Source organism: Clostridium swellfunianum (genome assembly GCF_023656515.1).
Lineage (GTDB): Bacteria > Bacillota > Clostridia > Clostridiales > Clostridiaceae > Clostridium_AT > Clostridium_AT swellfunianum.
The window spans coordinates 2029498-2041516 of record NZ_JAMOFV010000006.1 but is presented as its reverse complement, the minus strand read 5'-3'; the positions used below and the strand labels follow the sequence as shown (position 1 = coordinate 2041516).

Genomic DNA, 12019 nt, shown 5'->3' with positions numbered 1-12019 from the left:
ATGATAATCTTAGAGGATAATTTTAATGAAAAGCTTGAAGAAAGAACTTATATAGCTCTTGGAAGCTTTGACGGCTTGCATTTAGGACATATGGGGTTAATAAATAAAACCCTGGAACTTTCAAAACAGAATAATATTAAAAGTATGGTTTATACTTTTAAAAACCACCCTCTCTCGATAGTTAACAAAGAAAAAGTGCCAAAGCTATTGATGGATAATGACACAAAGATAAGCATATTAGATAAACTTGGCGTAGATATTGTTAATCTGGTTAATTTTAATATAGAATATATGAAGATTTTACCTGAAGCATTTATTGAGAAGATGGTTGAATATTATAATTTGAAGGGTTTGATAGTTGGATTCAACTATAGATTCGGATATAAAAACAGTGGCAATATTGATTTATTGAAGGAGTACAGCAGCAAGCTTGATTTTGAACTGCATGTTATAGAGTCGGTGACTTATGAAAATGAAGTTGTCAGCAGTTCGAAGATTCGTTCTCTTTTAAATGATGGAAATGTTTACGAGGCAAATAAAATGCTGATAGTTCCTTATGCATTAAAGGGAGAAATAATTAAAGGTAAACAGCTAGGCAGAACTTTAGGCTTTCCTACAGCAAACTTAAAGTATAATTCCAGCTTTCAAATCCCTGCTACTGGAGTTTACTACACTGCGGTTGAATACGAGGATAAACTGTATAAAGGAATAACAAGCGTTGGCTATAATCCGACAATTGAACCTGTTGGAGACAACATAACAATAGAAACATATATTTTAGATTTTGATAAATTTATATATGGGGAAAGCATTACCTTATATTTTATTGATAGAATGCGGAATGAAGAGAAGTTTGCTTCGTTAGAAGAACTTAAAGAACAATTAATTAAAGATAAAGAGTATGCTAATAAGCAAAATTTAGAAATATTTTTATTAAACAATAAAAAGTAATTTACAACATATTTTTTATTTGTTATAATATCATTCGTGAACCTTATGCTAAGAAATGCGAATTGCCAACGTAATTCTTGGAATAAAGGGGATAATTTTTGGAGGTGTATACAATGGAAAAGGCAACAAAACAACAAATCATTGAAAAATTTATGAGACACGAGGGAGATACTGGTTCTCCAGAAGTACAAATCGCTCTATTAACAGAGAGAATCAATCATTTAACTGCTCACTTAAAAGAGCATAAGAAGGATCACCACTCAAGAAGAGGTCTTCTTATGATGGTTGGTAAGAGAAGAGGTCTTCTAAACTATTTAATGAATGAAGATATTCAAAGATATCGTGATATTGTTGAAAAACTTGGATTAAGAAGATAATGAAGAGCGGGTCAACACCGCTCTATTATTTTAAATGTTTATTGACTAATATTTAATAATTTTTATAATAAATTAATTTAAGTGGATAATAATATTAGTGTACATTGAGGGGAGGTAAATGTATGAGTCAAATAATGGAAACCACAGTGGCTGGTAGAAAATTAAAATTAGACTATGGCAAGGTTGGTATGCTTTCAGATTGTGCATTGCTTGTTAGTTACGGCGATACGGTGGTTCTAGTAAACGTTAATTCATCTAGTAAACCAAGAGAGGGTATAGATTTTTTTCCACTAAGCGTTGAATATGAAGAAAGATTATATGCAGTTGGGAAAATACCTGGTGGCTTTATAAAAAGAGAAGGTAAACCATCGGAAAAAGCTGTTCTTAATGGAAGAGCAATAGATAGACCCCTAAGACCATTATTTCCAAAAGGATATAGAAATGATGTTCAGGTGGTTTGTACAGTAACTTCAGTAGAACCTGATAATGCTCCTGATATACTTGCAATAAATGCTGCTTCAATAGCATTATGCATTTCAAGTATACCTTTCTCAGACCCAGTAGCAGCTGTTTCAGTAGGACTTGTTGACGGAAACTTTGTGCTTAATCCAACATCTAAGGAAAGAGAGCAAAGCAGTATGAATTTAACTGTTTGTGCTACAAGAGACAGAGTTATCATGATTGAAGCTGGTGGAGACGAAATACCAGAAGACACAATGTATGATGCTATAATGTATGGCTTTGAAGAATGCAAGAAAATTGTAAGCTTCCAAGAAGAAGTTATGCATAGAATAGGCAAGGAAAAGCAAGTGCCTGTATTATATAAGGTTGATGAAGCTTTAGAAAATGAGGTTAGAGACTTTGCTTTTAACATCATAAAAGAAGCTATGTACATAACAGACAAAGATAAGAGAAATGAAGCAATGGATGTTGCCAAGACAAAGATTGCCGAGGAATTTAATGAAAAATACCCTGATAATGGTTCAGATGTTTCTGATGTAGTCTATAGAATACAAAAAGAGATAGTTAGAGACATGGTTTTAAATGAGAAGAGAAGACCTGATGGGAGAACATTCAATGAAATCAGATCTATTGAATGTGAAGTTGGACTGCTTCCAAGAACTCACGGAACAGGATTATTTACTAGAGGTTTAACTCAAGTTATGACTGTTGCAACTATTGGTGCTTTAGGTGATGTTCAAATATTGGATGGACTTGGCGAGGAAGAGTTCAAGAGATATATGCATCATTACAACTTCCCTGCATACAGCGTAGGAGAAGTAAAACCATTAAGAGGGCCAGGAAGAAGAGAAATCGGCCATGGTGCTTTAGCTGAAAAAGCTTTAGAGCCTCTAATTCCTTCTGAAGAAGAATTTCCATATACCGTAAGACTTGTATCAGAAGTATTAAGCTCAAATGGATCTACATCACAAGCTAGCGTATGCGGAAGTACTTTAGCACTTTTAGATGCTGGTGTTCCAATAAAGAGACCTGCTGCTGGTATAGCTATGGGATTATTTACTAATGATGATTTAACTCAGGAAGAAGTTGTTACCGATATTCAAGGTATAGAGGACTTCTTTGGAGACATGGACTTTAAGGTTGCTGGAACTGAAAAGGGTATAACTGCTATACAAGTAGACACTAAAATCAGAGGTTTATCTAATGAGTGTATTAGAAAATCAATTGATGAAGCTAGAAAAGCAAGAATGTTTATACTAGAAAAGATAAAAGAGTGCTTACCTGAAGCTAGAAAAGAAATGTCACCTTATGCTCCAAGAGTATATACTATGAGTATAGATCCAGAAAAAATCAGAGATGTTATAGGTGCTGGCGGAAAGGTAATCAATAAGATTATTGCTGAAACAGGAGTTAAGATTGACATTAAGGAAGATGGAAAGATATTCATAATGTCAAATGACAGCGTAGGAGCAAACAGAGCACTAAAGATTATTGATGATTTAACTAAAGAAGTTAAAGCTGGAGAAATTTATCTAGGAAAGGTAACAAAGATAGCAAACTTTGGAGCCTTCGTTGAAATATTACCTGGCAAAGAGGGTCTTGTTCATATTTCCAAGCTTGACTTTGCAAGAGTTAATAAAGTTGAAGATGTTGTTTCTGTTGGAGATGAAATTTTAGTTAAGGTAACAGAAATAGATAATCAAGGTAGGATTAATCTTTCAAGAAAAGATGCTATTAAAGATTCTGAAACTGAAGAAAAAGACCAAGAAAAATAGAAGGGCATCACTGCCTTTTTATTTTTTATAATAAAATATATAAAAGATAAAAAGAAGAGCATAAGAACATAAAAATATAAGTAGTTAACAATATAAAACATAATCCTTTTAAAAGGAGGAAGGTATGTATAATTTATTTAGGCTAGATAATGGTTTAAGGATAGTTGTAGAAAATATAGATCATGTTAATTCAGTAAGCTTAGGTCTTTGGGTAGAAAATGGGTCTAGAAATGAAAATGCTATTAATAATGGTATTTCACATTTTATTGAGCACATGTTTTTTAAAGGTACTTCAAGTAGAACTTCAAAGGAAATAGCAGAAAGTATTGAGGATGTTGGAGGGCAGATAAACGCTTTTACAGGAAAAGAGGCTACCTGCTTTTATACTAAGACTTTGGATACTCATTTAGATTTATCTCTTGAAGTTTTAGCTGATATGCTTTTTAACAGCAAATTTGATGAAGAAGATATAGAGAAAGAAAAAGGTGTAATCGTAGAAGAAATTAATATGAGTGAGGATCAGCCTGAGGATGTCTTATCTGATTTGCACAGTGAGGCTATATGGGGCAAAGATTCCATATCCATGCCTATTTTAGGGACAATAGAAACTGTTCGCTCTTTTACTAGGCAGCAGCTTCTTGATTATATTTCTTCATATTATATCCCGGAAAACTCAGTAATATCAATTTCTGGAAAAGTGAATATAAATGATATAGAGAGGCTTGTAAATAAGTATTTTGGCAATTGGAACAGTACTGGCAAGAAGATAACTAGTTATTCAGCTCCAAGCTTATTATCCAATCATCTTTTTAGACAAAAAGAAATAGAACAGCTCCATATAAGCCTTGGAATGCAGGGCATAGAAGCAGGAAGTGACGATGTTTACCCAATGCTTCTTTTAAATAATATGTTTGGAGGAGGAGCTGCCTCAATATTATTCCAGAAAATAAGGGAAGAGTTAGGAGTATGCTATTCAATATATTCTTATATGTCATCCTTTAAAAATACTGGTGTTATAAGCATATACAGCGGATTAAACCCCAAATATTCAACTAATGTTATAGAGCTTATCAAAGAAGAAGTTTATAAATTTTCAAAGTTTGATATTACAAATGAAAGATTAATAAAATTGAAAGAGCAACTAAAAGGTAGCTACATTCTTGGACTTGAAAGCACTAGCAGCAGAATGTTCAGTAACGGAAAGTCCATGCTGCTTTTAAACAGAATCAATAAGCCTGAAGATATTATCAATAAAATAGACGCTGTTAATAAAGATAAACTTCATAGCCTTTTAGACAGTGTGTTTTCAAAAGGAATATTAAACTCGGCTTATGTGGGTCAAGATATTGATTTGACAAAACTAATAGATATAATAGAAGGTGATGCAATTGCTTTTAAAAATCAAAAAAGTAAAAGGATATGAGGATTTACCAACGCCTAAATTTATGACAAGCGGTTCTGTAGGTATGGATCTTTTTGCCGCAATAGATGAAGAGATAATCCTAAGCCCATTAGAAAGAAAGAAAGTGCCTGTGGGCATATGCATAGAGCTTCCAAAAGGCTATGAAGCTCAAGTAAGACCACGAAGCGGTCTAGCAGCTAATTATGGAATAACGCTTTTAAATGCGCCTGGAACCATTGATTGGGATTACAGAGGAGAAATTAGTGCTGTTCTCATAAACCTAAGCAATGAGAATTTTGTTATAAAAAGAGGAGACAGAATTGCTCAGATGGTGTTTAATAAAGTTGAGATTCCTGTTGTAGAACTTGTGGAAGAAATTGACGCTTCATTAAGAGGCTCAAATGGCTTTGGTTCCACAGGGCTTTAGTAATAAACCTTTGTTTTCCTTCATACTATATTTATTATAGATTTATTTAAGGAAGGATAATAAAGGAGGAAACAAAATGAGTGATAATGTTAAATACTTTAGTGAAATGGAAAGATATGAGATAATAAACATTAATGACGGTGAAAAATACAACTATCTGTCAAGCAACGATATTGTAATTGATGAGCAGGGGAATTTTAAGTTTCTTATTTTAAACGATACAAGAAGCAGATTTAGTTTATTTGGTGGCAATGAATTCATAGAAGTGCCTTGGGAATATATAAAAAAGATTGGATCAAGAACAATTATTATTGATGCTGAGGAGAGTATACTTAAAAAAACCAGGGTGTGATGGAGGTATGAAATGAAGATATTAGTACAGAAATTTGGTGGCACATCCGTATCTACTCATGAAAGAAGACTTTTAGTAGTTGATAAAATAGTGAAAGCTGTTGAGGAAGGCTATACACCTGTTATAGTTGTTTCAGCAATGGGGAGAAAGGGAGAACCCTATGCTACAGACACTTTGCTATCCTTAATTAGTGAAAAATTTAAGGAAACTAATCCGCTAGCAGCAGACTTACTTATGAGTTGCGGTGAAACTATAAGTACTGTAGTAATGAGCGATGAATTAAGCAAAGCTGGGATAAAAGCTATACCTTTAACTGGCGGTCAGGCGGGCATCATTACAAATGATAATTATAATAATGCTTCAGTTTTAAGGGTTGATAATACTAATTTAATGAGTATCCTAAAACTTAAAGAGATTCCTGTAGTTGCAGGTTTTCAGGGACAAAGTGAAAGCGGCTTTATAACAACCCTTGGAAGGGGCGGGAGTGATGTTACCGCCTCTCTTTTAGGAGTAGCTTTAAATGCTGATGAAATTCACATTTATACAGATGTTGACGGTATAATGACTGCAGATCCAAGAATTGTACCTGAAGCATCCCTAATTAAAGAAATGAGTTACAACGAAGTATTTCAATTTGCAGACCAGGGAGCAAAAGTTATACATCCAAGAGCTGTTGATATTGCTATGAGGGGAAACATACCATTAGTTATTAAAAATACCTTATCAAACTGTGAAGGTACTGTAATTAATAGCGTAGGAGCTATGAACATTGAAAATATCATGACAGGCATTACTCATATGGGAAATAGAGTTCAAATTAGAGTTAGCCTCTTAGACAATATCGATAATAAGAATTCCGATAATCTTCTTGAAATTCTTGCAGAAAACATGATAAGCATTGATCTTATAAATGTGTTTCCAAAAGAAAGTATTTTCACTATTGATTCAAAAGATATGAATAAATTTGAACAGATAATGCAGTCTTTGGGCATAAAGTATTCTTTTATAAGCAGCTGCAGCAAGATAGCGCTTATAGGAAGCAGAATAAGGGGAGTACCCGGTGTAATGGCTAGGATTTTAAAGGCTTTAACTAAGGCTAATATAGAGGTGCTGCAAACTGCAGACTCCCATACCACAATTTGGTGTCTGGTTGAGTCTAATAATACTCAAAGTGCTATAGCAGCTCTTCATAAAGAATTTAATTTAGGTTAAGATAAAATGAATATATATTTCTCTTAATGTAAAAACTAGTTTTGAATTAGGAGGAATGTATATGTCTGAAGAAAATGTAAAAAAAGATAAAGAGATTGAAAATATTAAAGAGCTAGGAGTGGCCAGTGTACCTAGACCTGATGAAAGGGTACAAATACTGCCTATTATAGGTCAGGTTGAAGGTCATTTAATGCTTCCGCCCCAGACTAAAGCAACAAAATATGAGCACGTAATACCTCAGCTAATTTCAATAGAAACAAATGATAGAGTAGAGGGTGTTCTGATAATATTAAACACAGTGGGTGGAGATGTTGAAGCTGGCCTGGCAATTTCTGAGATGATAAGAAGTCTAAGTAAGCCTACTGTATCTCTGGTTATAGGTGGAGGACACTCCATAGGTGTTCCATTGGCGACATCTGCTGATTATTCCTTTATATCACCATCGGCAACAATGATAATTCATCCTATTAGAATGAATGGTCTTATAATTGGTGTTCCTCAAACATTTGAGTATTTTAATAAGATGCAGGAAAGAATAATAGAATTTATCACCAGAACAAGCAACGTAGACAGAGATACTTTAAGAAAGTTGATGCTTCAAACAGATGAACTTCTTAATGATATGGGTACAATATTAATAGGAAAGCAAGCTGTAGAATATGGTTTGATAGATCAAGTGGGTGGTATTCACGATGCTCTAAGCAAGCTCGACTCTCTTATAGATGAAAAAAATAAGACTTCTAAACCATAGGAATTTTCCTATGGTTAATTTATGTGTTAATAACTATTATTTAATTATTCTAAAGGAAATTTTAAAGCTTTGTAGAATATTTAATAAGGAGGTGACGGCTTTGGCAAAGAAGAAAACAAATTCAAAAAGTAATCATGATATTAAAGGATTGATTTATATAACTATAGGAATACTCTCTCTTTTTAGCGTATTTGCATCTTCTTCTGCGGGGATAGTGGGACAATTTACAAAAAAACTTTTAATAGCGTTATTTGGCTTTGGCGCTTTTATACTGCCTTTCTTTGTTATTTTTATTGGTTTTTGCTATATTATAAAAAAGGGAAAAATAGTTTTTCACAGTAAATTTTATGGCATTGTTTTGTTAATATCAAACAGTATGCTGTTTATCCAAATGTTTGTCTTGGAGATGTATTATACAGATGATATTAAAAATGGAATCAGTTCTATGTATAACTCTTCAAGCATTTTTCATGGGGGAATTATAAGTCTTTTAATAGATGCTCCACTTTATAAACTATTTGGTTCTATAGGTTGCTACATAATATTTATTGCATTTTACATAGTTGCATTTATAATGATTTGGAAATTATCACTTCATGATATTATCCTGAATTTAAAGCATAATTTTAAGCCAAGGGAAAAGAAGAAGGAAGACATCACAGTAGAACAGCAGACTGTTGTTGAGGTTCCAATTGAAGCACAGGTAGCCTATGACAGTGAAAAGGAAGGCTATCTAAAGAAGGTCAGCAGTAAATTAAAAATAATTGATTTTATGAAGTCTACAGATGTAGCCAGTGAAAGCAAAGAACCTGAGAAGGATAGCGAGGTATCCCAGGAGCAGTTAAGCAAGGAACTAGAAGATCAAATCTCTCAAAGTTCTATAGAGGAGGTTGTCGAATATATATATCCGGCCTCTGAGCTTCTTAATATTAACAACTTATCTAAAATGAATAAAGAAGATAAAAGAGAACTTATAAATAATGCCAGCAAACTAGAAGAAACTTTGGGAAGCTTTGGTGTTGAAGCTAAAGTTGTACAAGTTACTAAAGGTCCCTCGGTTACAAGATTTGAAATTCAGCCAAACGCTGGTGTGAAGGTAAGTAAGATTGTAAACCTGTCTGATGATATAGCATTAAGCCTTGCAGCATCTGGGGTTAGAATTGAGGCACCTATACCAGGTAAATCTGCTGTTGGCATAGAAGTGCCAAATAAAGATTTAATGCCTGTATATTTAAGAGAAGTTATTGACTCTCAAGAATTCACAAATGGAAAAAGAAATCTAGCCTTTTGTTTGGGAAAGGATATAGCAGGAAACTGCGTTGTATCTGACTTGTCCAAGATGCCTCACGTACTCATAGCAGGCGCAACAGGTTCAGGTAAGAGCGTATGTATAAACACATTGATTTTAAGCTTGCTTTACAAGTATTCTCCAGATGAAGTAAAGCTTGTTATGATAGATCCAAAGGTTGTTGAACTTAGCGTATACAACGGAATACCTCACCTTTTGATACCTGTAGTTACAGACCCAAAGAAGGCTGCAGCTGCACTTAACTGGGCTGTTAATGAAATGACCAGACGATATAAGATGTTTGCAGAAAATAACGTAAGAAATATAGAAAGCTATAACGATTTGTTCAGTAAGGGGAAGATTCAAGACAAACTTCCTTGGGTTGTTATTATTGTAGATGAGCTTGCAGATTTAATGATGGTTTGTCCTAATGACATAGAAGATTATATAGGAAGATTGGCGCAAATGGCTAGAGCAGCAGGAATGCATCTTGTTATAGCTACTCAGAGACCTTCTGTAGACGTAATAACAGGTGTAATTAAAGCAAATATACCATCTAGAATATCATTTGCTGTATCAAGTCAAATAGACTCCAGAACCATATTAGATAGCTCCGGGGCAGAAAAGCTATTAGGAAAGGGAGATATGTTATTCTATCCAGTTGGAGAGTCCAAACCTATCAGAATCCAGGGAGCTTTTATTTCAGAAGATGAAGTAGAAAAAGTTGTGTCATTTATAAAAAATCAAAAGACACAAATGGAATATAGCAATGAAATAATGGAAGAATTAGATAATAGTAAGGAAGATAACTATTCTGAAGACTTGGACGGACTTATGAATGAGGCTGTTAAAATGGTTGCTGAGGCTGGCCAGGCATCAACGTCGCTGCTTCAAAGGAGGTTAAGGATTGGTTATAATAGAGCCGCAAGAATTATTGAGCAAATGGAGCAGCTTGGTATTATTTCTGCTAAGGATGGGAGCAAGCCAAGACAGGTTTTAATTGACAAGGAAGCTGCTTTAAGTGGTAATTACGTTAAGGAAATTGGTAATTAATATATTAATTTTTTATATAATACTTGTGATTTTTAATAAACAGATTTAAAATGTTTATGTATTCATAATAACTTTAGGAGGAAATTTCGTGGATAAACTAAAATTCGGAGTAATAAGCTTAGGCTGCGATAAGAACAGAATCGATTCAGAAACTATTATAGGAAGAATGCATAAAAAATATGAACTTGTAAGCGATCCAAGGCAAGCAGAGATTATACTGGTAAATACCTGCGGCTTTATTGAGTCTTCGAAGCAGGAATCAATAAACACAATTTTAGAGATGGCTGAATACAAGAAAAAATATAACTGTAAAGTACTTATAGTAACAGGCTGCTTAAGTCAAAGATATAAAGATGAACTTTTGGAATTGATGCCTGAAATAGATATTATGCTTGGAGTAAATAATTATGACAAGCTGCTTGAAAGTATTGATGACTATTTGGAGAGAAACAGCAAAACTGTATACTGCGATTATAGTGATAATATATTAAATGAAGGCGAAAGATTTTTAACCACAGGCAAAGCTACAGCCTACTTAAGAATAGGTGAAGGCTGCGACAACTTTTGTACCTATTGCATAATACCTAAAATAAGAGGAAAGTATAGAAGCAGAAAGATAGAAGACATAGTTAATGAAGCTAAAAGCCTAGCTTTACAAGGTGTTAAAGAAGTTATTCTTGTAGCTCAGGATACCACAATGTATGGTATAGACTTGTATGGTAGAAAGTACCTGCCAGAACTTATAAGAGAGCTTTCAAAAATTAGCGACTTAAAATGGATAAGACTCTTATATTGCTATCCGGAGGAAATAACAGATGAACTTATTAAGGAAATAAAAAGCAATGATAAGGTATGCAAATACATGGATATGCCTATACAGCATATAAGCAATGATGTTCTGAAGAGAATGAATAGAAGAGGAAGGAAAGATCAGGTTATAGAAAATATTGAAAAAATGAGAAGAGCTGTTCCTAATCTTTGTCTTAGAACTTCAATAATTGTAGGTTTTCCTGGAGAAACTGAAAAAGACTTTAATGAGCTTATGGGCTTTGCTAGAGATATAAGATTTGATAAGCTGGGAGCTTTTAAATATTCTCAAGAAGAAGGTACCCCTGCAGCTATGATGAAGGATCAAATTTCTGAAGAAGTTAAAGAAGAAAGAGAAAGACAACTAATGCTTCTTCAACAAAGCATTTCTAAAGATATTAATGAAAGTAAAATTGGGAAAGTATATGATGTGCTAGTAGAAGGTATTAAAGATGAAATGTATGTAGGAAGAAGCTATGAAATGGCTCCTAATATAGATGGAGACATATATTTTACCTCTAATAAAGCATTAGAACCTGGACAACTAATAAAAGTTAAAATAACTGAAGCCTCAGAATATGATTTAATAGGAGTTGTATACTATGAATCTCGCTAATAAGCTTACACTTATTCGTATCTTTTTGGTTCCCATATTTTTAGTTTTTATTGCAGTTAAGGACATTCCATATGGAAAACACATTGCAACCGCAGTATTTATTATAGCGGCTTTAACCGATAAGCTTGATGGGTATATTGCTAGGAGCAGGAATCAAATTACTCGTTTTGGTAAATTTATGGATCCATTGGCTGATAAATTATTAGTTACAGCCGCACTAGTATCACTGGTGGAGTTTCAAATAATTCCTACTTGGATTGCTATGATAATAATTGCAAGGGAATTTGCAGTTACAGGTCTTCGTTCTATAGCTGCCGCTGAAGGTGTAGTTATAGCTGCGAGCTGGTGGGGGAAAATCAAAACAGTAATTCAAATAGTAGCAATTATATTTGCATTAATAAATTTAAATTATGCAAATGTATACTTCAGCATGGCTACTAAAATTGTTATGTTCATTACAGTAATTGTAACTTTATTATCAGGAGTTGACTACTTTATAAAAAATAAAGAAGTTATACGTATAGACAAGTGATTATTATTACTAAA

11 protein-coding genes are annotated in these 12019 nt (G+C 33.6%); all 11 read left to right on the top strand.

Annotated elements, in window-relative coordinates; translation table 11 throughout:
• The 11 genes from NBE98_RS09350 (at position 1) to pgsA (ending at position 12005) form a co-directional block, all read left to right on the top strand.
• Positions 1-951, top strand: coding sequence for a bifunctional riboflavin kinase/FAD synthetase (locus NBE98_RS09350; RefSeq protein ID WP_250814678.1), 951 nt, complete (start codon positions 1-3; stop codon positions 949-951).
• A 113-nt stretch (positions 952-1064) separates the two neighbouring features.
• Positions 1065-1328, top strand: a complete 264-nt coding sequence (gene rpsO, locus NBE98_RS09345) for a 30S ribosomal protein S15 (RefSeq protein ID WP_250814677.1) — start codon at positions 1065-1067, stop codon at positions 1326-1328.
• Positions 1329-1450: 122 nt separating this feature from the next.
• Positions 1451-3565 (top strand): polyribonucleotide nucleotidyltransferase, encoded by a 2115-nt coding sequence (locus NBE98_RS09340; RefSeq protein WP_250814676.1) that lies wholly within the window; start codon positions 1451-1453, stop codon positions 3563-3565.
• Between the two features lie 124 nt (positions 3566-3689).
• Positions 3690-4988: a M16 family metallopeptidase gene (locus NBE98_RS09335; protein ID WP_250814675.1), complete on the top strand. Its 1299-nt coding sequence runs from the start codon at positions 3690-3692 to the stop codon at positions 4986-4988.
• Positions 4948-5394, top strand: a complete 447-nt coding sequence (gene dut, locus NBE98_RS09330) for a dUTP diphosphatase (protein WP_349305911.1) — start codon at positions 4948-4950, stop codon at positions 5392-5394. Before NBE98_RS09335 ends, dut begins: the two co-directional genes overlap by 41 nt.
• Positions 5395-5470: 76 nt before the next feature.
• Positions 5471-5746 carry a YlmC/YmxH family sporulation protein gene (locus NBE98_RS09325; RefSeq protein ID WP_250814673.1) on the top strand — a complete coding sequence of 92 codons (276 nt, stop codon included), beginning with the start codon at positions 5471-5473 and terminating at the stop codon, positions 5744-5746.
• Between the two features lie 12 nt (positions 5747-5758).
• Positions 5759-6958 (top strand): aspartate kinase, encoded by a 1200-nt coding sequence (gene dapG, locus NBE98_RS09320; RefSeq protein ID WP_250814672.1) that lies wholly within the window; start codon positions 5759-5761, stop codon positions 6956-6958.
• Between the two features lie 61 nt (positions 6959-7019).
• Positions 7020-7709 carry a ClpP family protease gene (locus NBE98_RS09315; protein ID WP_250814671.1) on the top strand — a complete coding sequence of 230 codons (690 nt, stop codon included), beginning with the start codon at positions 7020-7022 and terminating at the stop codon, positions 7707-7709.
• A gap of 10 nt (positions 7710-7719) precedes the next feature.
• The gene (locus NBE98_RS09310; RefSeq protein ID WP_250814670.1) at positions 7720-10050 is read left to right on the top strand and encodes an FtsK/SpoIIIE family DNA translocase; all 2331 of its coding nucleotides are present in this window, start codon (positions 7720-7722) and stop codon (positions 10048-10050) included.
• Between the two features lie 88 nt (positions 10051-10138).
• Positions 10139-11473 carry a 30S ribosomal protein S12 methylthiotransferase RimO gene (gene rimO / locus NBE98_RS09305; RefSeq protein WP_250814669.1) on the top strand — a complete coding sequence of 445 codons (1335 nt, stop codon included), beginning with the start codon at positions 10139-10141 and terminating at the stop codon, positions 11471-11473.
• Complete coding sequence (gene pgsA, locus NBE98_RS09300) at positions 11460-12005, top strand: CDP-diacylglycerol--glycerol-3-phosphate 3-phosphatidyltransferase (RefSeq protein ID WP_250814668.1); 546 nt, start codon at positions 11460-11462, stop codon at positions 12003-12005. Before rimO ends, pgsA begins: the two co-directional genes overlap by 14 nt.
• The last annotated feature ends 14 nt before the right edge of the window (positions 12006-12019 follow it).

What these genes read in the sequence shown, in the direction of transcription:
- NBE98_RS09350 (WP_250814678.1), top strand. Translation starts at nt 1, where the DNA reads ATGATAATCTTAGAGGATAATTTTAATGAAAAGCTTGAAGAAAGAACT.
- rpsO (WP_250814677.1), top strand. Translation starts at nt 1,065, where the DNA reads ATGGAAAAGGCAACAAAACAACAAATCATTGAAAAATTTATGAGACAC.
- NBE98_RS09340 (WP_250814676.1), top strand. Translation starts at nt 1,451, where the DNA reads ATGAGTCAAATAATGGAAACCACAGTGGCTGGTAGAAAATTAAAATTA.
- NBE98_RS09335 (WP_250814675.1), top strand. Translation starts at nt 3,690, where the DNA reads ATGTATAATTTATTTAGGCTAGATAATGGTTTAAGGATAGTTGTAGAA.
- dut (WP_349305911.1), top strand. Translation starts at nt 4,948, where the DNA reads ATGCAATTGCTTTTAAAAATCAAAAAAGTAAAAGGATATGAGGATTTA.
- NBE98_RS09325 (WP_250814673.1), top strand. Translation starts at nt 5,471, where the DNA reads ATGAGTGATAATGTTAAATACTTTAGTGAAATGGAAAGATATGAGATA.
- dapG (WP_250814672.1), top strand. Translation starts at nt 5,759, where the DNA reads ATGAAGATATTAGTACAGAAATTTGGTGGCACATCCGTATCTACTCAT.
- NBE98_RS09315 (WP_250814671.1), top strand. Translation starts at nt 7,020, where the DNA reads ATGTCTGAAGAAAATGTAAAAAAAGATAAAGAGATTGAAAATATTAAA.
- NBE98_RS09310 (WP_250814670.1), top strand. Translation starts at nt 7,720, where the DNA reads ATGGTTAATTTATGTGTTAATAACTATTATTTAATTATTCTAAAGGAA.
- pgsA (WP_250814668.1), top strand. Translation starts at nt 11,460, where the DNA reads ATGAATCTCGCTAATAAGCTTACACTTATTCGTATCTTTTTGGTTCCC.